The sequence below is a fragment of the Cupriavidus pauculus genome, from assembly GCF_003854935.1.
GTDB lineage: Bacteria > Pseudomonadota > Gammaproteobacteria > Burkholderiales > Burkholderiaceae > Cupriavidus > Cupriavidus pauculus_C.
Genome location: NZ_CP033970.1, coordinates 1,012,407 through 1,037,028, shown reverse-complemented (window position 1 = coordinate 1,037,028; position 24,622 = coordinate 1,012,407). Strand labels below are relative to the sequence as shown.

At 70.6% G+C, this 24,622-nt stretch carries 22 protein-coding genes; 2 read left to right on the top strand and 20 right to left on the bottom strand.

Annotated elements, in window-relative coordinates; genetic code table 11:
* Window positions 1-79: 79 nt before the first annotated feature.
* Window positions 80-1,144, bottom strand: a complete 1,065-nt coding sequence (locus tag EHF44_RS22720; protein WP_124685944.1) for a tyrosine-type recombinase/integrase — start codon at window positions 1,142-1,144, stop codon at window positions 80-82.
* A gap of 188 nt (window positions 1,145-1,332) precedes the next feature.
* On the opposite strand from EHF44_RS22720, the gene EHF44_RS22715 reads away from it, so the two are divergent.
* A complete protein-coding gene (locus EHF44_RS22715) occupies window positions 1,333-2,322 on the top strand; it encodes an NAD(P)H-dependent flavin oxidoreductase (RefSeq protein ID WP_124685943.1) in 990 nt (329 codons plus the stop codon).
* A gap of 62 nt (window positions 2,323-2,384) precedes the next feature.
* Here EHF44_RS22715 and EHF44_RS22710 read toward each other — a convergent pair whose 3' ends face one another.
* The gene (locus tag EHF44_RS22710; RefSeq protein ID WP_124685942.1) at window positions 2,385-2,960 is read right to left on the bottom strand and encodes a PadR family transcriptional regulator; all 576 of its coding nucleotides are present in this window, start codon (window positions 2,958-2,960) and stop codon (window positions 2,385-2,387) included.
* Window positions 2,961-3,304: 344 nt separating this feature from the next.
* Here EHF44_RS22710 and EHF44_RS22705 point away from each other — a divergent pair, with 344 nt between their 5' ends.
* Window positions 3,305-3,520 carry a hypothetical protein gene (locus tag EHF44_RS22705; RefSeq protein WP_124685941.1) on the top strand — a complete coding sequence of 72 codons (216 nt, stop codon included), beginning with the start codon at window positions 3,305-3,307 and terminating at the stop codon, window positions 3,518-3,520.
* 177 nt (window positions 3,521-3,697) lie between these two features.
* On the opposite strand, the gene EHF44_RS22700 is transcribed toward EHF44_RS22705, so the two are convergent.
* The 18 genes from EHF44_RS22700 to EHF44_RS22615 form a co-directional block, all read right to left on the bottom strand.
* Window positions 3,698-4,702 carry a Bug family tripartite tricarboxylate transporter substrate binding protein gene (locus EHF44_RS22700; protein ID WP_124685940.1) on the bottom strand — a complete coding sequence of 335 codons (1,005 nt, stop codon included), beginning with the start codon at window positions 4,700-4,702 and terminating at the stop codon, window positions 3,698-3,700.
* Between the two features lie 95 nt (window positions 4,703-4,797).
* Window positions 4,798-5,529, bottom strand: a complete 732-nt coding sequence (locus EHF44_RS22695) for an SDR family NAD(P)-dependent oxidoreductase (protein WP_124685939.1) — start codon at window positions 5,527-5,529, stop codon at window positions 4,798-4,800.
* A 197-nt stretch (window positions 5,530-5,726) separates the two neighbouring features.
* A complete protein-coding gene (gene pcaF, locus EHF44_RS22690; RefSeq protein ID WP_124685938.1) occupies window positions 5,727-6,929 on the bottom strand; it encodes a 3-oxoadipyl-CoA thiolase in 1,203 nt (400 codons plus the stop codon).
* A 28-nt stretch (window positions 6,930-6,957) separates the two neighbouring features.
* Window positions 6,958-7,605, bottom strand: a complete 648-nt coding sequence (locus EHF44_RS22685; protein ID WP_124685937.1) for a 3-oxoacid CoA-transferase subunit B — start codon at window positions 7,603-7,605, stop codon at window positions 6,958-6,960.
* A gap of 20 nt (window positions 7,606-7,625) precedes the next feature.
* Complete coding sequence (locus EHF44_RS22680; RefSeq protein ID WP_124685936.1) at window positions 7,626-8,309, bottom strand: 3-oxoacid CoA-transferase subunit A; 684 nt, start codon at window positions 8,307-8,309, stop codon at window positions 7,626-7,628.
* Window positions 8,310-8,653: 344 nt separating this feature from the next.
* Window positions 8,654-11,707 carry an AAA family ATPase gene (locus EHF44_RS22675; RefSeq protein WP_124685935.1) on the bottom strand — a complete coding sequence of 1,018 codons (3,054 nt, stop codon included), beginning with the start codon at window positions 11,705-11,707 and terminating at the stop codon, window positions 8,654-8,656.
* Window positions 11,704-12,849, bottom strand: a complete 1,146-nt coding sequence (locus EHF44_RS22670) for an exonuclease SbcCD subunit D (protein WP_124685934.1) — start codon at window positions 12,847-12,849, stop codon at window positions 11,704-11,706. The genes EHF44_RS22675 and EHF44_RS22670 overlap by 4 nt, the downstream gene beginning before the upstream one ends.
* Window positions 12,850-12,935: 86 nt before the next feature.
* Complete coding sequence (locus EHF44_RS22665; RefSeq protein WP_124685933.1) at window positions 12,936-14,300, bottom strand: sigma 54-interacting transcriptional regulator; 1,365 nt, start codon at window positions 14,298-14,300, stop codon at window positions 12,936-12,938.
* Window positions 14,301-14,306: 6 nt separating this feature from the next.
* The gene (locus tag EHF44_RS22660) at window positions 14,307-16,016 is read right to left on the bottom strand and encodes a TadG family pilus assembly protein (RefSeq protein WP_253700177.1); all 1,710 of its coding nucleotides are present in this window, start codon (window positions 16,014-16,016) and stop codon (window positions 14,307-14,309) included.
* A gap of 9 nt (window positions 16,017-16,025) precedes the next feature.
* Entirely contained in the window at window positions 16,026-16,346 is a 321-nt protein-coding gene (locus EHF44_RS22655) for a DUF3613 domain-containing protein (RefSeq protein WP_124685932.1), read from the bottom strand.
* The gene (locus tag EHF44_RS22650) at window positions 16,343-17,161 is read right to left on the bottom strand and encodes a tetratricopeptide repeat protein (protein ID WP_253700175.1); all 819 of its coding nucleotides are present in this window, start codon (window positions 17,159-17,161) and stop codon (window positions 16,343-16,345) included. The genes EHF44_RS22655 and EHF44_RS22650 overlap by 4 nt, the downstream gene beginning before the upstream one ends.
* Window positions 17,162-18,241 carry a type II secretion system F family protein gene (locus tag EHF44_RS22645; RefSeq protein WP_124685931.1) on the bottom strand — a complete coding sequence of 360 codons (1,080 nt, stop codon included), beginning with the start codon at window positions 18,239-18,241 and terminating at the stop codon, window positions 17,162-17,164. It lies immediately after the preceding gene.
* 15 nt (window positions 18,242-18,256) lie between these two features.
* Window positions 18,257-19,183 carry a type II secretion system F family protein gene (locus EHF44_RS22640; protein WP_124686738.1) on the bottom strand — a complete coding sequence of 309 codons (927 nt, stop codon included), beginning with the start codon at window positions 19,181-19,183 and terminating at the stop codon, window positions 18,257-18,259.
* Complete coding sequence (locus EHF44_RS22635; protein ID WP_124685930.1) at window positions 19,176-20,492, bottom strand: CpaF family protein; 1,317 nt, start codon at window positions 20,490-20,492, stop codon at window positions 19,176-19,178. Before EHF44_RS22635 ends, EHF44_RS22640 begins: the two co-directional genes overlap by 8 nt.
* Before the next feature lies 1 nt (window position 20,493).
* Window positions 20,494-21,714, bottom strand: a complete 1,221-nt coding sequence (locus EHF44_RS22630) for a response regulator (RefSeq protein ID WP_124686737.1) — start codon at window positions 21,712-21,714, stop codon at window positions 20,494-20,496.
* A 23-nt stretch (window positions 21,715-21,737) separates the two neighbouring features.
* The gene (locus tag EHF44_RS22625) at window positions 21,738-23,144 is read right to left on the bottom strand and encodes a type II and III secretion system protein family protein (RefSeq protein WP_253700173.1); all 1,407 of its coding nucleotides are present in this window, start codon (window positions 23,142-23,144) and stop codon (window positions 21,738-21,740) included.
* A 13-nt stretch (window positions 23,145-23,157) separates the two neighbouring features.
* Window positions 23,158-24,114 carry a Flp pilus assembly protein CpaB gene (gene cpaB / locus EHF44_RS22620; protein ID WP_124685929.1) on the bottom strand — a complete coding sequence of 319 codons (957 nt, stop codon included), beginning with the start codon at window positions 24,112-24,114 and terminating at the stop codon, window positions 23,158-23,160.
* 6 nt (window positions 24,115-24,120) lie between these two features.
* Complete coding sequence (locus EHF44_RS22615; RefSeq protein ID WP_124685928.1) at window positions 24,121-24,582, bottom strand: TadE/TadG family type IV pilus assembly protein; 462 nt, start codon at window positions 24,580-24,582, stop codon at window positions 24,121-24,123.
* Between the last annotated feature and the right edge of the window lie 40 nt (window positions 24,583-24,622).

Sequence of the window (24,622 nt, the reverse complement as noted above, 5' to 3'; positions counted from 1 at the left end):
GGTGCCGGCGGCAAATGGCCGGCCGGCACCCATCTTAACCGAGCGATATTACGACCGCCTCGTCCGTTTGTACGGTCGTCTACATTTCCCGCCCGGTCCGTTCGGGCTGCCGGGCCATCAGCGGCAGGCCAGCCCGCGCCTGCCAGGCTTCGTAGGCCGCATGGAGCCGCCAGCCCGATTCCAGGTCGCGCATGCCCAGCAGTTGCGCCACGGCGGCCGGCGTTGCGCCGGCATCGAAGTGCATCGCACCGCACGTATTGCGCAGCGTCTGCGGCGATGCTCGCTCGCTGCGGCCGGCCAGCACGCCGGCTTCCTCCAGCAGGATTTCGACCCGCCGATAGACCGACGCCGCGTGCATGGGCCGGCCGTTGGCCATGGCCGGGAAGACCAGGTCGCCAAGCGTATCAGCGGCCGCCCGCAGGGCCAGCCACTGGCGCAGCGGCGCGCGGGCAAAGCCGAACAGCGGCACCGTGTACGCGCGGCCGTTGTCGGGCCGGACCATGCGGATCGACATGGCACCGTCGTTGACCCGTTTGATGGACTCGATGCGCAACGCGCGCACCTCGGCCACCTTGAGCCCGCCGCCCAGCAGCACGGCCAGCAGCGCCACGTCACGCGCGCGCTTCCACGCCGTCGGCGAAATGCCATCCTTGCCAGCCTTGCCGTCCCGCTCGGCCGGCAGCCCCGGCGCGAGGATGCGCGCCACCAGCAGGTCACGCTCGCCGGGCAGCAGGAAGGCGGTCGGATCGTTCTCGCCCTCGGCCAGATGCGACTTCACGGCCTGGCTGGCCGGGTTGTGCAGGTTCTGCTGCAGCGAGGCCAGGTGGTGGAAGATGCGCTCTATCAATCTGGCGTAGCGATAGCGATGGCGCTTGTGCAGGTCCTGGGCGTCCAGAAACGCGCCGATCTGGGCCGCCGACCATTTCAGCGGCGGCAGGCCCTGCTCGCCCGACCAGCGCAGCAGCTTGCCCCACATCGCCCGGTAGACGACGGCCGTGCCGGGCCGGAAACCATGGTGCGCCAGCCAGCCATCGAACGCGCGTTCGGGCTGGCCATACCACGCCGCCAGGTCGGCGTCGAACAGGTCGTCGGACACCGGCTTCGGCCCGTTGGCCGGGACACCGTCGGTCGCGGGGTGAGTCACCACTGATCTCCTGCTTGGCGCGTCGCAATCCGCTCATTGTAGACAAAGCGCCACTGGCAGCCGGACGCCCGCGCGGAAATGTCTTGCCAACGAGTTGCACGATGCGCCGGCACCGTGATACCTTGCCAGCCATCATGCAACTGGTTGCATAGTTGCATTCGCTCCGATGTGACCCCGAAGGAACCGTCATGGCCATTCCCGCCCTGCTGCAAAACCTGTCGCTGCCGGCCGTCTGCTCGCCGCTGTTCATCATTTCCAACCCGGACCTCGTGATTGCCCAGTGCAAGGCCGGCGTGGTCGGCTCGTTCCCGGCCCTGAACGCCCGGCCGGCCGAGAAGCTGTCGGAATGGCTGGACCGCATCACGACCGAACTGGGCGAGCACGACGCCAAGCACCCGGACCGTCCCGCCGCGCCGTTCGCGGTGAACCAGATCGTGCACAAGTCGAACGACCGCCTCGAACACGACCTGGAACAGTGCGTGCGCTACAAGGTGCCGATCGTGATCACGTCGCTGGGCGCGCGCGCGGAGGTCAACGACGCCGTGCACGGCTACGGCGGCATCGTGCTGCACGACGTGATCAACAACAAGTTCGCCCGCAAGGCGATCGAGAAGGGTGCCGACGGCCTGATCGCCGTGGCAGCCGGCGCGGGCGGCCATGCCGGCACGCTGTCGCCGTTTGCGCTGCTGCACGAGATCCGCGAATGGTTCGATGGCCCGCTGCTGCTGTCGGGCGCCATTGCCAGCGGCGACGCGGTGCTGGCCGCGCAGGCCGCCGGCGCCGACCTGGCCTACATCGGCTCGGCCTTCATCGCCACGCTGGAAGCCAACGCCCAGGACGCCTACAAGCAGATGATCGTCGACAGCACGGCCGACGACATCATCTACTCGAACCTGTTCACCGGGGTGCACGGCAACTACCTGCGCGAAAGCATCGTGCGGTCGGGCCTGGACCCGGAGGCGCTGCCGACGTCGGACGCCTCGGCCATGAACTTTGGCTCGACCCGCGTCAAGCCGTGGAAGGATATCTGGGGTGCCGGCCAGGGCGTGGGCGCCATCAAGCGCGTGGTGCCGGCCGCCGAGCTGGTGCGCCGGTTTGTGGAAGAGTACGCGCTGGCCCGCCGCCGCCTGGGCCTGGCCCCGGCCGAAGCGGCCGCCCGCGCCGCCAGCGTGGCCTGATCCCCGCTCACTCGCTTGCCCGCGCCGGCCATGCCGGCGGCGGGCGCCAGCCCCACCCGGTCTCAGCCGGGCTTACGCAGCATCGGCAGCAGTTCCCGCCCCCACTTCACCCAGTCCTCCTGGAACCGGATGCCGCGCATCAGCAGCGCGTACTGGATCTGCTGGCGCCGGTCCAGCGTCCCCGCGAAATCCTTGCTTTCGATGCGCCGGTAGAGCGCCAGCCGCTCCTCGTGCAGCGCGATCAGCCGCAGCATTTCCTGGTCCAGCCCCAGCGGCCCGATTGCAGCATCTGCACGTAGCTTGACCAGAATTTCCTCACGCTGGTCCAGCCCGGCACCGGGCGCCAGCACCCATCGCACCAGTTCCTCGCGGCCGGCCGGCAGCACGTAGTACACCTTCTTGCGGCTCTTCTTCTCGCTGCCGCCGGCGGCGTCCGCCGGCTCGGCCACCGGCGCCTCGCGCGCGGGGTCTTCGGCCGAGATCCAGCCCAGTTCGGCCATGCGGCCCAGTTCGCGGTAGATCTGCTGGTGCGTGGCGTGCCAGAAGTAGCCGATGGACTTGTCGAACCGGCGCGCCAGGTCGTAGCCCGACGATGGCTTTTCGATCAGGGAAATCAGGAGCGCGTGCTGGGTCGACATTCGCCGGAGCGTCCAGTGAGCCCGGTTGGCATGGAGATTGCTGCCTAGTGCCGGGAATGTTCAGGGTGGCGCTATGGTAACCCGCAAGTCGGGGCCCGTCATGCCGTTAACCCCTTGGACGCGCCGAGCGGCTGGCCACGAAGGGGAGACACCTTCCGATATCGACCGCCACGGTGGAATTCTGAAATATGACAAGAAAGTCAATTGTCCTGAAACTGATTTAAAAAAATCGAAATGGCTTTTCGCGACCGCCTGCAATACATTCCAGACATTGTTACCCGCATGCGCGCGCCTTTTGTTTGCCGGCCCAACGTTCAGCGCCATGCGTCTCAAGGGAGTCGTCGATGAACGCAAGACCGGAAATTTCCGAAGGCACGTCGGCGGGCGATATCTCCGCCTCCGTCAGTGCGGCGCGCGCCCGTGCCGGTGCGGCGCCGATTTATTACCGGCTGCCGGATACCCCGGACGGCCATCACATCAAGGAATACGCCAGCGGCCTGCGGCAGCTGGTGCGCTTTGTCGGCGTGGAAGAACAGGTCGTCAAGTACAGCCTGTTCTGACCTGGTACCCGCCGACGGCGCCAACGCTTGTCTCCTCCTGTCCTCCACGGACCTGGGATTTAAACCCGCGATGATCTCGCGGGTTTTTTTTTCGCCCCGGCGCGGCGCCCAATGCAAAACGGCCGCCGGGCAAGGCACCCGGCGGCCGTTTCAGTACAGCAAGCTACGCGGGAGCGATCAGTCCACCGTCGCGCCCGACGCCTTCACGACCTTGGCCCACTTGGCGGCCTCGGACTTCATGAACGCGGCCAGCTGGGCCGGCTTCTCGGGGTTGGCTTCGGCGCCCTGCTCGGCCATCTGCTTCTTCACTTCCGGCATGGCCAGGATCTTGACCACTTCGGCGTTCAGGCGGTCGACGATCGGCTGCGGCGTGCCGCCGGTGGCGTACAGCGCGAACCACGACGTGGCTTCATAGCCCGGCACGCCGGCTTCGGCCACGGTCGGCACGTCCGGCAGCGCCGGCGAGCGCTTGCCCGACGTCACGGCCAGCGCGCGCAGCTTGCCAGCCTTCACATGCGGGTACGACGACGGCAGGTTGTCGAACATCAGGCCGATCTGGTTGCCCAGCAGGTCATTCACGGCCGGGGCGCTGCCCTTGTACGGAATGTGCTGGATGTGCAGACCGGTCATCGAGTTGAACAGCTCGCCCGACAGGTGCATCGACGAACCGCTGCCCGACGAACCGTACGAAAGCTTGTCCGGGTTCGCCTTCACGTAGGCGATCAGTTCCTTGATGTTGTGGACCGGCACCTTCGGGTTCACCACGACGATGTTCGGCACCATGGCCACGCGCGTGATCGGCGCGAAATCCTTGACCGGGTCGAACGGCAGCTTCGAGTACAGCGACTGGTTGATCGCGTGCGTGCCGATGGTGCCCATGAACAGCGTGTAGCCGTCGGCCGGGGCCTTGGCGGCCAGCGACGCGCCGATGTTGCCGCCGGCGCCCGGACGGTTGTCCACCACCACGGACTGGCCCAGCGCCTTGCCCAGTTGCAGGCTGACGATACGCGCCAGGATGTCGGTGGTGCCACCGGCCGAGAACGGCACGATCATCGTGATCGGCTTGGTCGGATAGTTGCCCTGCGCCTGCGCGCCCGTCATGACGGCAAAGCCGGCGGCCATGGCCACGCCAGCGGCCAGCAGGCGTCTGCGCGCCTTCGAGGTTTGGTTGATGATGCTCATCTTGTGCTCCAGGAGTTTGATGCACGCCCGGCGGCCCCGCCGCGGGCGCAATGCTTGTGTATCGCTATTCCACCCCGTGCCTCGGGGCGGGCAACTTATACGGGCGCCACCCCCAGCGTGGTTCCGCCGCAGACGTACAGCACCTGTCCCGTCACGAAACCATTCTCGGGGGCGAGGAAGAACAGCGAGGCACGCGCCACATCTTCCGGCGTTCCCATTCTCTTCACGGCGATGCTTGCCAGGATGCGCCGTGTCTGTTCGCTGCCCTCCGGATTGCTCCGTCGGAACAGCTCGGTGGCGATGGGACCCGGTGCCACGGCGTTGACGGTGATACCGTCGCCGCCCAGCTCCATCGCCAGCGTTCGGGTCATGCCAACCAGCCCGGCCTTGGCCGCGGAATACACCACGCGCTCGGGCTTGCCCAGCGCCGCGCGCGAGGCCATGTTGACGATACGTCCAAAGCCGGCCGCGCGCATCGCGGGCAGGCAGGCCTGGGTCAGCAGCATCGTGGCCTGCAGCGTCAGGCCCACGACATAGTCCAGATCGGCCGCCGTGGCCGTGTCGGCCGTGCCGGGCCGCGTGGCGCCGGCGTTGTTCACGAGCCGCGTCACCGCGAACTGCGCGGTCACCTGCTCGCCCACCGCGCGCGTGGCGTCGGCATCGGTCAGGTCGGCCTGGAAGAAGGTCATGTTGGGGTGCGACCACGTCGGCGCTGCATAGTCGACATTGATCACACGGGTCACGCCGTCGGCGAGCAGCATCTCGGCAATGGCACGGCCGATACCGGAACTGGCGCCAGTCACAAGCGTGGCAACGGGAAGGGACATCTCGATACTCCGCACCGGCCGCCCAGGGCGCCGGGTCAGTCAAAAAAGATGCGGCCGGACCGGCGAGCCCGTCGGCCTGGCCGCAATGCTCTACCTCGTTGGGGAAGAGACACTACCTGGACTTCCCATCCGGGTTAACGGCAGGAAGCGAGGGGAAGTTGAGTGGTCTCAGGGCCAGCTCAAGACCCCCAATTACCTCAAACCCGCTCGATCACCATCGCGATGCCCTGGCCCACGCCGATGCACATCGTGCACAGCGCAAAGCGGCCGTTGGTGCGTTCGAGCTGGTACAGGGCGGTGGTCACCAGGCGCGCGCCGCTCATGCCCAGCGGGTGGCCCAGGGCGATGGCGCCGCCGTTCGGGTTCACGCGCTTGTCGTCGTCGGCCACGCCCAGTTCGCGCAGCACGGCCAGGCCCTGCGCCGCGAACGCCTCGTTCAGTTCGATCACGTCGATCTGGTCCAGCGACATGCCCAGTTGCTTCATCAGCTTCTGCGTGGCCGGTGCCGGGCCGATGCCCATCACGCGCGGCGCCACGCCGGCCGTGGCCATGCCGACGATGCGGGCGCGCGGCTTCAGGCCGTGCTGCTTCAGGCCCGCCTCGCTTGCCAGCAGCAGCGCGCAGGCGCCGTCATTCACGCCCGACGCATTGCCCGCCGTCACGGTGCCGTCCGGGCGCACCACGCCGCGCAGCTTGGCCAGCGCTTCCATGCTCGTGGCGCGCGGGTGCTCGTCACGGTCCACCACGATCGGGTCGCCCTTCTTCTGGGCGATGGTGACCGCGGTGATTTCCTGCGCCAGCGTGCCGTCGGCCTGGGCCCGCGACGCCTTTTCCTGGCTGCGCAGCGCCATCAGGTCCTGGTCCTCGCGGCTGATCTTGTAGTCGGTGGCCACGTTCTCGGCCGTCTCCGGCATCGAATCCACGCCGTACGCGGCACGCATGGCCGGGTTGATAAAGCGCCAGCCGATGGTGGTGTCGAAGATCTCGGCCTGGCGCGAGAACGCCGACGTGGCCTTGCCCATCACGAACGGGGCGCGGCTCATGCTTTCCACGCCGCCCGAGATCATCAGGTTGGCTTCGCCCGACTTGATCGCCCGCGCGGCCGTGCCGGTGGCGTCCATGCCCGAGCCGCACAGGCGGTTGATCGTCGCGCCCGGCACTTCCTGCGGCAGCCCGGCCAGCAGCAGCGACATGCGCGCCACGTTGCGGTTGTCTTCGCCCGCCTGGTTGGCGTTGCCGAAGATCACGTCGTCGATGGCCTTCCAGTCCAGGTTGGCATTGCGGGCCATCAGGGCCTTCAGGGGCACCGCGCCCAGGTCGTCCGCGCGCACGGCCGACAGGCTGCCGCCGTAACGGCCGATGGGGGTGCGGATGGCGTCAACGATGAATGCGTCGCTCATGTTCTGTCTCACTCGTCTGGGGTGGATATCAGGCGGCTACGGCCTGCTTCAGGGGCACGCCGGTCAGGCGTTGCAGTTCGTCGAACGACAGGCCGTCGACCAGGTCGCGCGCCACCAGGCCGTCCGGCGTCACGTCGATGGTCGCCAGGTCCGTGTAGATGCGGGTCACGCAGCCGATGCCGGTCAGCGGGTAGGTGCACTCGGGCACGATCTTGCTCTCGCCCTGCTTGGTCTGGTGTTCCATCATCACGAACACCTGCTTGGCGCCGATTGCCAGGTCCATCGCGCCGCCCACGGCGGGGATGGCGCCGGGCGCGCCGGTGTGCCAGTTGGCCAGGTCGCCGCGCTCGGACACCTGGAAGGCACCCAGCACGCAGAAGTCCAGGTGGCCGCCGCGCATCATCGCGAACGAATCGGCATGGTGGAAGTACGAGCCGCCGGCCTTGATCGTCACCGGCTGCTTGCCGGCGTTGATCAGGTCGCCATCTTCCTGGCCGGCCGCGGGCGCGGGGCCCATGCCGAGCAGGCCGTTCTCGCTGTGCAGCAGGATCTCGCGGTCGGCCGGCAGGTGGTTGCCGACCAGGGTGGGCAGGCCGATGCCGAGGTTCACCACGGCACCTTCCGGAATGTCTTTGGCCACGCGGGCGGCCATCTGGTCGCGGGTCAGGCGTTGCATGTCTCTATCTCCTTCTGCGCTCAGGCGGCCTTGGCGGCGGCGCCGCCGACCTTGACCACGCGCTTGACGAACAGGCCCGGCGTGACGATGTGCTCGGGGTCCATCTCGCCCAGTTCCACGACGTTGCTGACCTGCACGATGGCGCACTTGGCGGCCATCGCCATGATCGGGCCGAAGTTGCGGGCCGTCTTGCGGTAGGTCAGGTTGCCCCAGCGGTCGGCCGTGTCGGCCTTGATCAGCGCAAAGTCGGCATGGATCGGGCCCTCGAACACGTAGCCCTGGCCGTCGATGATGCGCGTTTCCTTGCCTTCGGCCAACGGGGTGCCGTAGGCCGTGCGCGTGAAGAACCCGCCGATGCCGGCACCGGCGGCGCGGATGCGCTCGGCCAGGTTGCCCTGCGGCACCAGTTCCAGCTCGATCTCGCCCGCATGGTAGAGCGAATCGAACACGTACGAATCCACCTGGCGCGGGAACGAGCAAATGATCTTGCGCACGCGCTTGGTCTTCAGCAGCGCGGCCAGGCCGGTGTCGCCGTTGCCGGCGTTGTTGTTGACGATGGTCAGGTCGCGCGCGCCCTGGGCGATCAGCGCGTCGATCAGTTCGGCAGGCATGCCCGCCAGGCCAAAGCCGCCGATCAGGATCGTGGCGCCATCGTGGATGCCGGCCACCGCCGCTTCCACCGAGTCATATAGCTTGTTGATCACTTGCGTTCCAGTACGGAAGGGTCCGGCGTCGCACCGGAGCTGGCCGCAAGATGGGCGGCACGCAAAGTCGTCTCCGGGCAGGCTGCGCGAACGGGCGTCCCGAGGATTTCCAGGACAGGGTCCAACAATCTTGCAGTTGTCTTGATGAGCCGTCTTGCGGCGGCCTATGTGAAAGGTCCGCGATCAAACCGTGGAGCTATCGTACAGCGATCGTACAGCACTGTTCGCTATACGAACTCCAATTCGCAGAATGAACAAAGGTTACCGCCCCCGCCCGCGTCCCGCAATAAGGGTTGGCGCGACGAGGGCGATAATCGGACACGGGACGTTTTGCAGCGCAGCAATCAGGGCAGGCGCAGCACCGCCTGGCTGCCGGCCACGCCGGGGCGCACTTCGAGCCGCACGTCGATGCGCTCGCGCAACTCCGCCACATGCGAAATGATGCCCACCAGCCGCCCGGTCTGCTGCAGGTCCAGCAGCGTGCGGATGGCGAAGTCCAGGCTCTCCGGATCGAGCGTGCCGAAGCCTTCGTCGACGAACAGCGTGTCGAGCTGGATGCCGCCGGCGCGCGACTGCACCACGTCGGCCAGCCCCAGCGCCAGCGACAGCGACGCCAGGAAGCCCTCGCCGCCCGACAGCGTATTGGCCGGCCGCGTGACCCCGGTATCGTGGTCGAACACCTCCAGGTCCAGCCCGCCGGCCATGCGCTGGTCGCCCTGCTCGCGCACGCGCTGCAGCGCGTAGCGGCCCCGGCTCATGCGCAGCAGCCGCAGCGACGCCGCCTCCAGCACCTCGTCCAGCAGCGTGGCCAGCACAAAGCGCTGGAACGTCATGCGGCGCGGATTGTTGCCGTTGGCCACTTCCGACAGCCGCCCCAGCACCGCGTAGCGCGTTTCCACCTCGCGGCCCTCGGCGGCCAGCGATTCCACCTGGCCCTTGCATTGCAGCAGCGCATCGCGCGCGGCCGCCACCTCGCTGCGCTGGCGGATCGCGTTTTCCAGCCGCACCGCCGCCTCGTCGCGCGCGGCCAGCAGCGCCGGCAGGTCGGGCAATGGCAGCGCCTGGGCAAGCGCGGCCGTGCGGGCGCGCCATTCGGCCGCCCGGGCAATCTCCACGTCGAACGCGCGGATCGCGTCGTCCAGCGCGGCCATCTCGGCCTCGGGCAGGAAGGCGGCGGCGTAGGCCGCGTCGTCGTCGAACCCGGCCGCTGCCATGGCCGCTGCCAGCGCGGCCTCGCGCTCCTGCATGCGGGCGTCGGCCTGCGTGGCGTTGTCGCGCGCCGATGCCAGCGCGGCCGCCGTGGCCGCCTGCAACGCCACCGCATCGCGCTCGGCACCCTGCGCGGCCTGCAAGGCCGCTTCCAGCGCGCCCGATTCGCGGCGCGCCGCCTCGATCGCCACGGTCATCGCGTCGGGGTCGCGCGATGCCTCGGGCACCTGCGCGCAGTGGGCCTGCCATTCGCCGTCCAGCCGCGCGTGCTCCTGCGTGGCGGTGCGCACGGCCACGTCGGCCGCCTGCGCCGCCGCCTCGGCCGCCTCGCGCGCGGTGCGGGCCTGGGCCAGTTGCTCGCCCAGCGTCGCCGCGCGCTGCGCGGCCTGTGCGGCGCGTGCCACCGCCTGCGCCAGTTCGGCGATCTGCGTGTCCAGCGCCTGCGCGCCGGCGGCCGAGACATCGCCGGCCGCCTCGGCCAGGTCCGCCAGCCGCGCCTCGCACTGCGCCACCTTCGCCCCGGCGTCCTGGCAGGCGGCCGTGGCCTGCGCCAGGCGGTCCTCGTCGCGTTGCAAGGCCAGCCGCGCGGCATCCAGGTCGTCGTCGCTGACCAGCGCCAGCGTCTGCTGGGCCAGTGCGGGATGGTCCTTGCCGCCGCAGACCGGACATGCCTCGCCCCGCTTCAGGCTGCCGGCCAGCCGCGCGGCCTGGCCGTGGCGCCAGTCCACCTCGGCCTGCCGCACGGCGGCGCGCGCCGCGTCGCGCGCGTCGGCGGCGCTGCGGCGGGCCGCCTCGTGCGTGGCCAGCGCGGCGCGCAGCGGCGCCAGTTCGGCTTCACGTTGCCGATACCGGGCCACGCGCGCGGCACGTTCGCGCGCCTGCGCCAGTTGCAGTTCCAGCGCCTGCAGCCCGGCCGCGTCGTGGCGCGCCTGTTCGAACTGGGTTTCGCACGTCTTCAGCGTGGCGGCGGCGGCCCCGAACGCTTCGATCCGCTGCGTGCAGACCGACTGCGCCATCGCCAGCGCGGTGCCGGCCTGTGCCACTGCGTTGCGCAGCACACCGAGCTTGCGGGCCTGCGGCAACAGGTGTTCGAGCGTGGCCACGGTGCGTTGCGCGGCGGTGCGGGCGTCATGGCGCGACAGCTCGGCACGCAGCGCGCGCGCGGCGGCTTCGGCCTGCTGCCCGGCCCGCGCGGCCGATGCCTCGGCCTGGGCCTGGGCGGCCCGGGCGGCGGCCTGGTCCTGCCGCGCCGCCTGCAGGTGCTGCACGGCCGGCGTGACCTGTGCCGCGCGTCGCGCCGCCAGCAGCCGCGCGCGGTCGGCATCGACGCCTGCGGCCCGGGCGGCCAGCACCGCGTGGGCGCCTTCGGCCTCCTGCCACGCCTTGATCTGGGTGTTTTCGAGTTCGCCCTTGCGCAGCGACGCCTGGGCGGCCTCGCTGGTCGCGCGCGCCACATCCTCGCGGCGCTGCAACTCGGTGAGCGTGCCCTGCAAGTCGTCGATGCGCGCGCCCAGCGCCTCCACCGACGCCATCTGGTGCTGGTCCAGCAGCGCCTTGCGGCGCACGGCGATGTCCTCGGCCTCGCGGCGGATGCTGGCGGCCTGCTCCTTGAGCTGCTCTTCCACACGCCGGTACAGCTCGGTGTGGAACAGCCGCTCCAGAATGCCCTGGCGCGCGCGGGAATCGGCGGTCAGCAGTTCGCGAAAGCGCCCCTGCGGCAGCACGATGACCTGCCGGAACTGGGCGCTGTCGAAGCCCAGCAGGTCGCGCACGGCGTCGCTAACGCGGTTCGGCTGGCTCGCGTGGCTCTTCCACTGATCGTCCAGCAGCACGTCCAGCTGCGCCTTGGCGGCCTCCTTGACGAAGCCGCCGGCTGCGCGCTGGCTCGGCCGGTCCTGCGTGGGCGAGCGCGTCACGCGGTAGTGCATCGGCCCCAGGCCGAATTCCAGCGTCACCTCGGTGCGCAGCGCGGGGTCGGCGTTGGCGCTGCGCATGTCCTGCGCGGTGCGCTCGCCGCCCGACGTGTCGCCATAGAGCGCAAAGCAGATGGCGTCGAGCAGCGTGGTCTTGCCCGCGCCGGTCGGGCCGTGGATCAGGAAGAACGCCTGGTCCCCGAGCCGCGTGAAATCGATGGTCTCCGTGGCGGCAAACGGGCCGAACGCCTGCAACTTCAGGTACAGCGGTTTCATGCCGATTCCCTTTCCGAAGCCTCCATGCCAGCCAGTAGATGGTCGAGCGCGCGGCGCTGGTCGCCGTCCAGGTCCGCGTCAGCGACCTCGCGGAAGAAATGCGCGAACAGCGTGCCGGTGTCCAGCTCGCGCATGCGGCGGCCGCTCTCGCCGGCCTGACCGCTGCGCGCCAGCACGGCCCGCTCGATCGCCAGCGCGTTCGGGTACGCCTCGCGCAGCCGCGCCATCGGGTCCAGCAGCGCGCCGGCATCGGTCAGCACGGCATACACGTAGTCGTCGCGGCGCGGGTCGGCGGCGCCGGCCTGCACCAGGTGCGCCAGTTCGCCGGTCAGGATGCGCAGGTCCCGCCGCGGCTGCAGCGCGATGGCTTCGATGCGCACGCCGCCGTTCTGGTCCAGTTCCACCAGTGACACGGTCTTGTGGTGATCGGCTTCCGACAGCGAATACTTGAGCAGCGACCCCGCGTAGTGGATGCGCCCGCCGATGGTCTGCGGCCGGTGCAGGTGCCCCAGCGCGACGAAATCGAAGCCGTGGAACAGGTCGGCGGCCACCGCGCCGCTGCCGCCCACCGACAGCGGCCGCTCCGACTCGCTGACCGCCCCGCCCACCACGAACGCATGGCCCACCGCCACGGCGCGCACGCCCGCCGGATGGCTGGCGCGGATCGCATCGAGCTGCGCGCCCAGCGCGGCCTCGTGCGAGCCCAGGTCGATGCCCAGCGCGTCACGCACGGTCGCCGGCTCCGCGTACGGCAGCGCGTAGATCCGCACGTCGCCGTGGGCGTCGCGCAGCGTCACCGACGACGCGGCGGGGCCGGTGCGGCCGGCCACGTGCAGCCCGCGCGCCGACAGCAGCCGCGCGCCGAAGTCCAGCCGCTGCGCGCTGTCGTGGTTGCCCGCAATCATCACCACCGGCACGCCGGCTTCCACCACGATGCGCGCCAGCACGTCGTCCAGCAGCGACACCGCCTCGGGCGGCGGCACCGCACGGTCGTACACGTCGCCGGCAATCAACACGGCATCGGGCCGCACGTCGCGCACCAGCGCCACGAACTGGTCGAGCACGTGCGCCTGGTCCTCGATCAGGCTGCGGGCATGGAAGAGCCGACCCAGATGCCAGTCGGCGGTGTGGAGAAAACGCAATTCGGATCCTTCGGCGCGGTGGCGCAGGGAGCACGGCCGGGCCGCGCGGTCCCGCATCATAACGCCCGCGCGGCGGCGCCCGGCGCTCAGACCGGCTCCGCTTCGCTGTCGGCGATCTGGAACTTGCGCATCTTCTCCCAGAGCACCTTGCGGCTGATGCCCAGGCACGCCGCCGTATCCTGGCGCCGCCAGCCATTGGCATCGAGCGCGGCGATGATGCGGCGCCGTTCCTCGGCGTCGCCGCGCGGGTCGCTGCGCTCCGTGCCGTCGAACGCGCCGGGGCGCAGGCCGCGGAACAGCGGGCGGATGCGCTCCTCGTCCCACCCGCCGCACTGGCGCACCGTGATGCCCACACGCTCGGCCAGGTTGCGCAGCTCGCGCACGTTGCCGACGAAGTACGCGGTGCCCACGGCGCCCTTTAGCCAGTCGGGCATCGGCGGCAGCGCGTCGTACGTGGCCGCGCCCATCATGTGGCGCAGGAACGATTGCAGCAGGCCCACCTTGTCGCCGGCGCCGCGCTCCTCCAGGCTCGGGATGCGCAGCTCGATCACGGCCAGCCGGAAGTACAGGTCGGCACGAAAGCGCCCCTCCCGCACCGCCTCGCGCAGGTCCTTGTTGGTGGCCGCCACCAGCCGGAAGTCCAGCTTGACGGCCATCGTCGACCCCAGCCGCGTCAGCGCGTTTTCCTCCAGCACGCGCAGCAGCTTGACCTGCTGGAACAGCGGCAGGTCGCCAATCTCGTCCAGGAACAGCGTGCCGCCCGTGGCCTGCTCGAAGAAGCCCCGGTGCGCGAACATGGCCCCCGTGAACGCGCCCTTGGCATGGCCGAAGAACTGCGACTCGAACAGCCCGTCGGGGATCGCCCCGCAGTTCACGGCCACGAACGGGCCCTTGCCGTACTGGGCGTTGCGATCGTGGAACAGCCGCGCGATGCGTTCCTTGCCCGCGCCGGTCTCGCCGTACAGCATCACGTTGCTGTCGAAGCCGGCAAACGTGTCCACCTGCTCCATCAGCTCCAGCATGGCCGGGGACTCGGCCACCAGGTCCGCCACGTCGGGCCGCGCCTCGGCGGCGGCCAGCAGTTGCGGCACCAGCTTGGCGATCTGGTTGCGCAGGTCGGCCCCGTTGAAGTCGTGCGGCAGGATATGCGCGTACTCGGGCGGAAAGCGGCCCGGGTCGTTGTCGCGGTCCGGCGCGCCCACCCAGATCACGGGCATGCCGTGCGCGGCCTCCCAGTCCAGCGTGAACTTGGCCGAGCCGATGGCCGACGCGCTGATCACGGCGATGCACGGCTTGACGCGCGCCTCGCCGGGCAGCGCGTCCAGCGCGCCGGCGCGGATCACCTCGGCGCCCAGCGGCGCCAGAAAGCGCGCCACGCGGTCGGCAATCTCGTACTGGCCTTCCCACACATAGACTTCAAGGCTCTCGTAGGCCCAGCGCTCTGCTTTCATGTTCGTTCAATACACAAGTTCTGCGTTGTTGCAGTCGATGCCGTTGAGCCAGACATCGGCATTGGCGATGTTGATGCCCAGCGTGGTCAGCAGCCAGCCGGCCAGCGTGCCGACCAGGCTGCTCAGCGGCGGGGCCAGCAGGTTCAGCAGTTCGTCGACCTTGGCATCGCCGCCCAGCACGTTGAGGCTCGGATTGAGGTTGTTGAGCAGCCCGCTGATCGCCTGGTCGACGGCCGTGGACGTGAACGACAGGCGCGCGTGCCCTTCGGGCGCCAGTACGACGTCGGTGCCCGACTGCCGCTGCCGCGCGGGCGTCACCGGCTGCGCGGTGATGCTGGCCAGCCCCAGGCCCAGCCCGCTCACCCGCGCGATCTGGAACGGCGGCGCGCCGCTGCCGCGGCAGGTGCGTCCATCGGTCGACAGGCAGGCGTTGACCAGTTCGGACGAAACATTGAGCGTGGCCCGGCGCTGCGCCCGCGCGGCCGCGCATTGCACGCCGGTCAGGTCCGCGCGGGCCGTGGCGGCGCGCAGCAGCACCGGCAGGTCTACCTGGGCCGATGCCAGCCCCAGGTTGACCGACGCCTGCGCGGCCACCCGCACGCCCAGTTGCGCGGTGCTGGCCGTGGTGCGCCAGCGGCCGTCCGCCAACTGGCGCGCCGGGCCCACGGCCACCTGCGGCGGTTCGATGACGGTCAGCGCCGCCACCGCCGAGACGTTGACCAGCCCCGTGTTGAGGTTCAGGTTCGGCACGTTCAGCGCCACGGCATCGGTGCCGCGCGCCACATAGGCGGCCGTGGTCAGCAGCGACGCCACGTTGAGCCCCACCTCGGCCGCCGACGACGCAGCCGGCGTCAGCACGCCCAGGTCCAGCATCTGGCCCAGCGTGAAGCGCGTGCCGATACCGTTGAGCCCGAGCTGCGTGGTGGGGCTGCCCAGCGCGGCGCCCAGCAGCGCCTGCCGACCGGCCGCGTTGAGCACCAGCGCGTAGAAATCCTGGATCGACAGTTGCGTGTCGAGCAGTTGCTGGACCGTGCCGGCACCGAGCTGGAGCTTGAGCTTGTCCAGCGTCACCGTGGTACTGGCCAGCCCGGTCCAGTCGGCCACTGAAAGACTCACGATGTTGCCCAGCAGCAGCCCGAGCACACCGCTGGCGCGGTCGAGGTCCAGCAGCCCGCTGCCGACCGCGAACGCCGCCACGGGTGGGCTGCCGGCCGCGATGGCCTCGGCGCGCAGTTGCCGCGACTGCCCGCCCGGCAGCACGAACAGCAGCGGCACCGTGCGCGTGGCCTGCACGCGCACCGCGTTGGGCGAGACCACCGCGCTGTTGTAGCCGGCGCTGAAGTGCCGCACCGCGTCGCCATTGCCGGGATCGGCCGGGTCCCACAGGCCCAGGCAGGCACGCATGCCGTCGGCGCCGCCTGGCGCCATGTCCGCGCAGTTGGCCGCCACGGGCTGACCGTAGCCGTTCTGGCTGGCCGCCGCCGTGACCGACGCCAGCACATTGGCCGTGGTCGTGGGCAGATCGTCGGCCCGCTTCAGTTGCTGGGCGCCCGACAGCGCGGCCAGGTCCACCGATTTCTGCAATTGCCGCTGCGTATAGAACACGAAGCCGACGTCGATCGACACCAGCGCGCCGATGGCGACGGTGGCGATCAGCACGGCGACCATCACGCTGATGGCGCCGCGTTGACGCGAAGGGCCGGCTCGCGCGCGCATGGCCGGTGCCTACTGCCCGGTCATGGGCTGGCTGCCCGCGCCGCCGCGCAACGGGCTGCCGGTGGCCATCGTGGTGAAGAACTCTGGCAGCGGATGCGTGAAGCTGCGCATGTAGCGCGCGTAGCCCAGCGCGGCCTGGTCGCCGGTCAGCGGCAGCATCGGCCCGGCCTGCGCGCCGCTGCGCTGGATCTCCAGCAGCGTGCGCGTGGTATCGCCCACCGGCACCTCGGCGGCGCGCGCGGCCTCGGGCGCGGGCGGCTGCTGGGCCAGGGCGGGCACGCAAACGGTGGCAATGGCCGTGGCAATCACGGCATGGCAAACGCGCTTCATGGCCGGGCTCCTGCGTTGAGCGCCACGGCTTGCGTGGACGCCGGGTGGATCGTGGTCTGCGGATTGCCGCGCGGCGCGGCCTTGTCGCGCAACTGGGCCGCGCGGGCCACGCGGTCCGCTTCCTTGCGGATGGCCGCGCGCGTGGGCTCGGGCATGGCGGCGCGCTGCATCATCGCGGTGGCTTCGGTGCGCTTGCCGGTGGCGAGCATCCACACCACCGCGTTGCTGATCGCGCGCGGGTTGTTGGCGTCCAGCTCCAGCGCCTGCATCACCGGCACGCGCGCGTCCTGCAGCGCGCCGCCGCGCATCAGCGCGTAGCCCAGGTCGTTGGCGATCTGCGGGTTGACCGGGTCCAGCGTGGCCGCCTGGCGCAGCGCCACGGCGGCGCGGATGAAATCGCCCTGCCGGCCCAGCACCAGGCCGATGCCATGCTGCGCGCGGGCCGCGCGGTCGGTGTTCAGCAGATCGCGGTACGCCTGCAGCGCCGCGTCGTCCTGGCCGGTCTCGCGCAGCGCGTCGGCGCGCAGCACCTGCAGCGCGGGCGTGGCGCCAAAGCGCTGCTGGAAGGCGTCGATATGGGCCAGCGACGCGTAGTACATGCCTTCCTGCTGCATCTTGCCGATCAGGCCCAGGTAGACGTTCTGGTCGTTATATTCGGCGCGCGCGGTCTTTTCCTGCAGCTTCGCCAGCTCGATCTGGGCGTCGGCCTGCCGCGCCATGGCCTCGGCGCTGCCGGGCACGCTGGCGCAGCCGCCCAGCAGCGCGCCGGCCGCCACCAGCGCGCCGGCCCACAGGCCACGCGATGTCATCGTCATCTAGGTTCCTCCGTTCATGCGGGCCAGCATCCGGATCACGCCCAGAAAGCCGGGCCCGGCCGTCAGGATCAGCAGCACCGGCAGCAGGCTCACCACCATCACGCCGGTCATCTTGACCGTCAGCCGGCCGATCTTGTCCTTCATGCGCGCCTTGCGCGCCACCTGCAGCCGCTCGCCAAACTGGCGCAGCGGCTCCTGCACGGCGCCGCCGTGCTTGTCCACCTGCGTCAGCAGCGTGATCAGGCTCTTCAGGTCCTCGTCGTCGAACAGCTTGCCGATGCGCTGCAGCGTCTGCTCGCGCGAGCGGCCGGACGCGAACTGCTGGTTCGCGCGCTGCAGCTCGGGCCCCAGCACGCGCAGCATCGTGCCGAATTCGGTGACGATGACCTGCAGGCTCTGGTCCATCGACAGGCCCACGCCCTGCAGCAGCCGCAGCATGTCGATCAGCACCGGCAATTCCTCGGCCACCTGGCGCTGCCGGCTGCCGGCCCACCGGCGCAGGATCAGCTTGGCCAGCAGGAAGGCCAGCGCGAACGTGGCGAAGGTCCACGCAAACGTGGCCGCCATCGGCCCGTCGATGCGCCACAGCAGCACGCCAGCCGCCAGCACCGCCGGCACCACCAGCCGCACGCCGCCAAAGACCGCGCGCGGCTGCACGCCGTAGTAGCCGCACTGCTCCAGCAGCCGCTGTTCCTCGGCCGTCACCACGGCGCGCCCGAGCCGCGATGCGAGCCAGCGCTGGTTGAAGCGCTCGCCAAAAGCATCGCCCAGCCGCGCGCCCAGCCCCGTGGCGGCCGGCTTGCGCGCGGCGTCCTCGGCGGGCTGGGGCGCGGCCTGCGCCAGCGCGGCGGCGGCCGCGGCGGCACGTGCCGACATCTGCGGCGTGGCCGGCGCCGCCGGCTGGCCCGGGGGCTGGCCGGCGGGATGCGGCTGCGCGGCGGCCTGCCGTTCCAGCGCGGCGTCGATCGTCCGCGCGGCCACGCGCCGCTGGCGCCACTGCCGCAGCAGCGGCCACGCCAGCATCAGCAGCGCCACGGCCGCGGCCATCAGGCTGGCGGAGATCAGGGTGGTGGCTGGCATCTGCATGGCGCGCCCCTAGATCGACTTGGCCAGCCGGTACAGCATCAGCACGCCCACCACTTCCAGCACGGCCGCGCCCAGCAGCAGGTTGCGGCCCGTGGGGTCCTTCCACATCAGCATCACGTAGCCGGCGTTCAGCACGAACAGCCCGCCCGCCACCACCAGCGGCAGCAGGCCCAGCACCCAGGCCGACAGCCGCGTCTCGGCGGACAGCGCCAGCAGCTCGCGCTGGGCTTCCTCGCGGTCGCGCATGAAGGTGGCGGTGCGCTCCATCACCACGTCGGCGCGGCCGCCGTAGCGCTGCGACAGCCGCAGCACCGACGACACGATGACCAGCTCGTCCAGCCGGTACGCGCGGCCCATCTGCAGCACGGCCTGGTCGAGTTCCTTGCCGGCCCGTTGCAGGTGGATGGCCTGCACCAGGCACTGGCGCAGCGGCGGCTCGGTGTTGGCCACCGAATTCTGGAACGCGGCCGGCACGCTGCTGCCGATGGTCATCAGCCGCACCACGCCATCGAGAAAGCCGGGCAGCTGCCGCAGCATCCTGTCGCGTACGCGGCCGATACGCAGCCACAGCAGGAACGCGGCCAGCGCCACGCCCACCGCAAGCATCGCCACCGCCCCGAGCGCGCCGCCGGCTGCCGCGCCCGCCAGCACCAGGCACAGCAGCGGCATGCCCCAGCGCAGCCACGTGCCGCGCGTGGGCGCGATGTCCGCGCGCCGCATCAGGTCCGCCCAGCGGCGGCGCAGGTCGCGCACGTTGCCCTGCGGGCCGGGCTCGGCCGCCGTGGCGTAGCGGGCGCGCACCTGCTCGGTCTGCGCGGCCAGGTGCGCGCGCGACAGCTCGGCCTGGGCGCGCCCCCGGGCCGTGGCCAGCAGCAGCAGACCCAGGCCCAGCAGCACCAGGGCCATCGCGGCGACGAGAAGGCTGGCGCTAGAGATCAAAGCGATCGTCCAGTCCGAAGTTGGCCGGGCGCATGCGCGCGAGCTTGGGCGAATGGGGCAGGATGCCCAGCGCCTGCCAGCGGTCGCCTTCGGTGCCGTCGGGGTTGGGCACCGGCTCGTGGCGATACAGCTCCTGCGTGGCGATGATGTTGTCGCCCAGCCCGGTGACCTCGGTGATCGACAGGATGCGCCGCCGGCCGTTCGACAGCCGCCCGATCTGCACGATGAAGTCCACCGCGTTGGCAATCTGCCGGCGCAGGCTCACCTCGCTGCCCTGGAAGCCGGCAAAGCCGGCCAGCATCTCCAGCCGGTACAGGCATTCGCGCGGGCTGCTGGCGTGGATCGTGCCCATCGAGCCGTCATGGCCGGTGCTCATGGCCTGCAGCATCTCCAGCACCTCGCCGCCGCGCACCTCGCCCACGATGATGCGGTCCGGCCGCATCCGCAGGCTGTTGCGCAGCAGGTCGCGGATGGTGACCGTGCCGGTGCCCTCGAACCCGCCGGGCCGGCTTTCCAGCCGCACCACGTGCGGGTGGTTCAGCGCCAGCTCGGCCGTGTCCTCGATGGTGATCACGCGCTCGGTGGGCGGGATGAACGTGGCCAGCGCGTTGAGCAGCGACGTCTTGCCCGAACTGGTGCCGCCGCTGACCAGGATGTTGCAGCGCGCCCGCACCGCCGCCTCCAGCAGCTCGGTGATCTCGGGGCTCATGGTGCCCAGCGCCTGCAGGTCGGCCGGCGTCAGCGGGTCCTTGCGGAATTTGCGGATCGACACCACGGGGCCGGCCAGCGCCAGCGGCGGGATGATCACGTTGATGCGGCCGCCGTCGGGCAGCCGCGCGTCCACCATCGGGTTCGATTCGTCGAGCCGGCGGCCGATGGGCGCCAGGATGCGCCGCACGATGCGCAGCAGGTGGCCGTTGTCGGCAAACCGCACCGGAATCCGCTCCAGCACGCCGTGGCGCGACACGTAGACGTCCATGTGTCCGTTCACCAGGATGTCCTCCACGGCCACGTCGTGCAGCAGGTCCTCGATCGGGCCAAAGCCGGCCAGCTCCTTGGTCAGCGCCTCGGAGATCTGGTGCAGCTCGGCCTCGTTGATCGGGATGCGGCGCAGCCGCGTGAAGCTTTCGAGCTCCAGGTCGACAAAGCGCTGGATGGCGGAGCGCGACCAGCGGCCGAACTCGGCGCCCAGCTCCTCGATGCGCGTGAGCAGGTGCTCGTGCGCCGCTTCCTTGATCTTGTGGAATTCCTGCGACACAGGAAACGGCGCGGCGGTGTTGTCCGAGAATTCGATCGCTTCGGTCATGTCAGTTCCCCGCCCGCGCGGTGCGCGCGACACGCAGCGTCTCGGGCAGCTTTTGCTTGATCCGGGCCAGGATGCCGCGCTCGGGCGCCTGGCCCGCGCGGTAGCCCAGCCGGTCCATCAGCGCGCCCAGCGCGCGCACGTACGGGTCCGCCGGCGCGTCGTCGGCCAGCACCACGCCACGGTTGGCCGCCTGCACCAGCGCCGCGCGCCGCTCCGGCAGCGTATCGACCGACGCCACGCCGATGCGCTCGGCCATCTGCGCGGCGTCCACGCCCAGCGCGTCGTCGAAGCGCGACACCAGCAGGTGCAGGTCTGGCCGCTCGATCTCGCGTTTCTTCAGCTCGTGCAGCAGCTCGGCGGCCGAGACGATGGCGCCCACGCTCTGCTCGGCCACCATCACCACGGCGTCGGCGGCCTTGACGATCTGCGACATGAACTCGGCGTTCGAGAAGCCGCCCAGGTCGATCACCTGGAGGTCGAAGAACGCGCGCAGGCGGTCCAGCAGCGCCAGCGCCTCGGAGAACGACACGTCGCGCAGTTCGGACAGCGTGGCCGGCAGCGGCAGCACCGACACGCCGTTGGCATGGCGCGCCAGCGCGGTATCGACGAACACCTGGTCGAAGCGGCGCAGGTTGCGCACGGCCTCGACAAAGTGGAATTCGGGCGCGATGTTCATGTGCAGCGCGCCGTCGCGCGCGGGCAGGCCCAGGTCCAGCAGCAGTACCTCGGCGCTGGCGCGCTGGCGCACCGCCGCGGCCAGGTTGACCGCCACGCTGGTCACGCCCACGCCGGCGCGCGCGCCGAGCAGCGCGACGATGCGGCCATGCCGGTGCGCGGGCGTCACGGCGCGCACCTGCGCACGCGGCACCATCAGGCGGCGCACGGCATGGGTGGCCTGCGACGGCGCGCCGCGCAGGTCGATGAAATCGCGCACGCCGGCGCGCAGCGCGGCCAGCATCGCGTCGGAATCTCCCGCGTGGCCCACGGCCACCAGCGGCAACTGCGGGAACAGCCGCGCCACCTGCTCGGCCAGCCGGGCCGACGCCTGCGCCTGCGACGCCGAGAAGTCGAGAAAGACCAGTCCCGGACGCAGCTCCGAGATCTGCTCGACAAAGGCTTCCTGCGCGCCTTCCTCGGTCACCAGCGTGCCGGCGCCGTCGAGCGCCTGCTCCAGCCAGAGCCGCACGTCTTCTCGCGGGGTATTCAGCAGGAAGGCATCCATCGGTGTGATTCGCTCCATCTGCGCTACCGCGAAAAGCCGGGCAGCGTCGGGTCTGCGTATTCGCCCAGCACGAAGCGGCCCCAGACGTTGGGGCTGGCGGTCGTGCGGCCGTCCTTGGCCACGTTCGCCGCCACCTGCGAATCGCGGGCCAGCGGCTTGACCAGGTGTGGCGTGACCACGATCATCAGCTCGCGGTCCTCCTGGTGGAAATTGAGGTTCTTGAAGAAGCTGCCCAGGATCGGCAAATCGCCCAGGAACGGCACCTTGCTCACGTTGCTGACCGTGTTGCGGCTGACCAGCCCGCCGATCACGAAGCTCTCGCCGTCGCCCAGCTCCACCGTGGTGTCCGCGCGCCGCGTGACGATGGCGGGCACCGACGCGCCGTTGATGCTGATGCCGCGCGACGGGTCGAGGTCGCTGGCCTCGGGGGCCACCTTCAGCGCGATGCGCTCTTTCGACACCACCGTGGGCGACACCGTCAGCCCGATGCCGAACGGCTTGAACTGGATGGTCGTCGTGCCCAGCGCCTGCGGCACCGGGATCGGGATCTCGCCGCCCGCCAGAAAGCTCGCGCTCTGGCCGGACAGCGCCACCAGGCTCGGCTCCGCCAGCACGCGCACCAGCCCGTTGGCCTCCAGCAGGCTCAGGTTGGCGAAGATGCCCTCCTTGGCCCACGCGGCCACCAGGTTGAACGCGCTGCCGATCGGCAACGTGCCCTCGAAGCTGGGCTGCGGGCCGATCGTGGTCTTGGTCAGCGACGTGGGGCTGAACTGGCCGAACGTGAAGCCGCCGCTGCTCTTGATGAAGTTGAAGCCCACCTCCTTCAGGATGGTCTTGCTGATCTCCACGACCTTCACGTCCACCTGCACCGTGTTCGATACCGGCACCACGGAGCGGTCGACCACCACGCCGCCCTTGCCGTCCGGCCCGGCCACCGCGGCGCGCGCGGCCTGCTGCGTGCGGGCGGCGGCCGCAGCGTCGGGCGATTCGCCACGAATGGCGGCGCCCACCGCCGACAGGTCCACGCTGGCGCCGCCGGCATCGGGCGACACGGCATCCACCTGCACCGTGTACGTGACCGGCGCCGCGTTGCGGGTCCAAAGCATCACGTCGGTCACGCCGGGCTTCCTGGCCACCACCAGCACGGTCGGCGGGCCGCTGCGCGCCTTGAGCAGCAGCGCATCGGCCACGGCCGGGTTGCCCACGGCCACGCGCTCCAGCGGCTGGCCGGGGCGGATCTCCTGTTGCGCGCCGGCCATCAGGCGCAACGTGCGCGCGGCGCCTGGCGACGGGACCGCCGCCGTGTTCTCCTGGGCCGCCACCGGGTGGGGCGCCGTCATCGGTATCGACGTCATCGCCAGCAGGGCGATGGTGACCACGCGCCGGCCGATCCGGCCGGTATTGCCTCGGGCTGTCATGGGTTTGGGCATGCCCTGTTGTCCGTTATTCGATCGCTCGCTTGCCGGCGCGGATCACTTCCACGCCGACGGGGTTGTCCTGGGGCTCGCGCCGCGTGGCCGGGGCCGCCGGCACCGGTGCCGGCAGCGGGCGGGGCGGCTGCGCCGTGGTGCGCGGGGTCGGCGCGGCATTCGGGCCGGCTAGTCCGACCAGGCTGATGCCGGCGGCGGCGCGGTCCACCGGCGACCGCTGGGCCTCGGCCGGCACGCCGGCGCGCGCCGGCAGCACGGCCGGCGGTTCGGCATACATGCCGTCGCTGGGCATCGACGGATCGGCCGGGTTGCGCAGCGCCAGCACCAGCCGGCCGGCCTGCTGCGCCATCGCCAGCTTGCCCACCTGGTCCACCGGCACCGACAACACCGCCGTCTTGGCGCCCTCGCGGCGCGCCATCATCTGCTCGGCCTGCACCTTGCGGGTATCGCTGACGCTGCCGCTGCCGTAGGCCAGCACGCGCAGGTGAGACAGCAGCAGGCGGCTCTGGCTTTCGCCAATCTCCTGGCTGTCGCGGCGCAGCGTCACGAACACGTCGACGAAATCGCCGGGCTGCACCTGGTGGCCCACGCCGATCACCTCGTCCACGGCCACGGCCAGCGCGCGTTCGCCATCGGGAATCTGCCGTGCCAGCCCGGACAGCAACTGGCCTTCGAGCACGGGCACGTTGGCGCCCAGGTTGACCACCGGCACCTGCCCCACCACGCGCGCGGCGTCCTGGTAGGCGCCGGCCGGGTCGATCGGCAGCTCCATGACCGCCAGCGCATCAGCCGTCAGCGGCTTGCCCGCTTCCACGGCGCGCGTGGTGACCACCACGGCGTGGGCCGGCCTGGCCTTGGCATGCGGAATGGCGACCGACTGCGTGCGCGCCACCTGCCACGCCATGACCGCCAGCAGCGCGGCCAGTACCAGCAGCACGATGGCAAGGATCCTTATCTGTTTGCTGCTCATGTGGCCTCAGAGATCGGGAGAAAGCTGCACGACGGCGGCGCCGGTCAGCGTGCCGGGCACGGGGACCAGCGGGATGACCGGCAGGAGCGCGCGGGTGGGAAGGTTCAGCGTGACCTGCACGCATTGCGTGCCGGCCGGGGCGGTACAGGCCACGGGCTGGGCCACGGCGCCGTCACCGATCTGTGCGGCAATGGCCTCCGGCAGCGTGTTGCGCGCGGCCAGGTTGGCGGCGCTCACGCGCAGGTCGAGCGTATCGGCCAGCGTGCCGCCGTTGACGGCGAGCGGATAACGCAAGGCAGCCCGCGCACCCTCCTGGGCGGCGAGCGTCAGTACCTGCTGCAGTGCCAGCACCACGCCGTAGTAGACGATGCCCAGCACCACTGCCAACAGCAGCGGAAACACCAGCGCAAACTCCACCGCGGCCACGCCACGCGCGCGCCGCTGGTTCGCGTTCCCCCGTAAAGCCATGCTTCACCCGATTCGTCTTGCATTGGCGACACACGACACC

What these genes read in the sequence shown, in the direction of transcription:
- EHF44_RS22715 (WP_124685943.1), top strand. Translation starts at nt 1,333, where the DNA reads ATGGCCATTCCCGCCCTGCTGCAAAACCTGTCGCTGCCGGCCGTCTGC.
- EHF44_RS22710 (WP_124685942.1), bottom strand. Translation starts at nt 2,960, where the DNA reads ATGTCGACCCAGCACGCGCTCCTGATTTCCCTGATCGAAAAGCCATCG.
- EHF44_RS22705 (WP_124685941.1), top strand. Translation starts at nt 3,305, where the DNA reads ATGAACGCAAGACCGGAAATTTCCGAAGGCACGTCGGCGGGCGATATC.
- EHF44_RS22700 (WP_124685940.1), bottom strand. Translation starts at nt 4,702, where the DNA reads ATGAGCATCATCAACCAAACCTCGAAGGCGCGCAGACGCCTGCTGGCC.
- EHF44_RS22695 (WP_124685939.1), bottom strand. Translation starts at nt 5,529, where the DNA reads ATGTCCCTTCCCGTTGCCACGCTTGTGACTGGCGCCAGTTCCGGTATC.
- pcaF (WP_124685938.1), bottom strand. Translation starts at nt 6,929, where the DNA reads ATGAGCGACGCATTCATCGTTGACGCCATCCGCACCCCCATCGGCCGT.
- EHF44_RS22685 (WP_124685937.1), bottom strand. Translation starts at nt 7,605, where the DNA reads ATGCAACGCCTGACCCGCGACCAGATGGCCGCCCGCGTGGCCAAAGAC.
- EHF44_RS22675 (WP_124685935.1), bottom strand. Translation starts at nt 11,707, where the DNA reads ATGAAACCGCTGTACCTGAAGTTGCAGGCGTTCGGCCCGTTTGCCGCC.
- EHF44_RS22665 (WP_124685933.1), bottom strand. Translation starts at nt 14,300, where the DNA reads ATGAAAGCAGAGCGCTGGGCCTACGAGAGCCTTGAAGTCTATGTGTGG.
- EHF44_RS22660 (WP_253700177.1), bottom strand. Translation starts at nt 16,016, where the DNA reads ATGCGCGCGCGAGCCGGCCCTTCGCGTCAACGCGGCGCCATCAGCGTG.
- EHF44_RS22655 (WP_124685932.1), bottom strand. Translation starts at nt 16,346, where the DNA reads ATGAAGCGCGTTTGCCATGCCGTGATTGCCACGGCCATTGCCACCGTT.
- EHF44_RS22650 (WP_253700175.1), bottom strand. Translation starts at nt 17,161, where the DNA reads ATGACGATGACATCGCGTGGCCTGTGGGCCGGCGCGCTGGTGGCGGCC.
- EHF44_RS22645 (WP_124685931.1), bottom strand. Translation starts at nt 18,241, where the DNA reads ATGCCAGCCACCACCCTGATCTCCGCCAGCCTGATGGCCGCGGCCGTG.
- EHF44_RS22635 (WP_124685930.1), bottom strand. Translation starts at nt 20,492, where the DNA reads ATGACCGAAGCGATCGAATTCTCGGACAACACCGCCGCGCCGTTTCCT.
- EHF44_RS22630 (WP_124686737.1), bottom strand. Translation starts at nt 21,714, where the DNA reads ATGGATGCCTTCCTGCTGAATACCCCGCGAGAAGACGTGCGGCTCTGG.
- EHF44_RS22625 (WP_253700173.1), bottom strand. Translation starts at nt 23,144, where the DNA reads ATGCCCAAACCCATGACAGCCCGAGGCAATACCGGCCGGATCGGCCGG.
- cpaB (WP_124685929.1), bottom strand. Translation starts at nt 24,114, where the DNA reads ATGAGCAGCAAACAGATAAGGATCCTTGCCATCGTGCTGCTGGTACTG.
- EHF44_RS22615 (WP_124685928.1), bottom strand. Translation starts at nt 24,582, where the DNA reads ATGGCTTTACGGGGGAACGCGAACCAGCGGCGCGCGCGTGGCGTGGCC.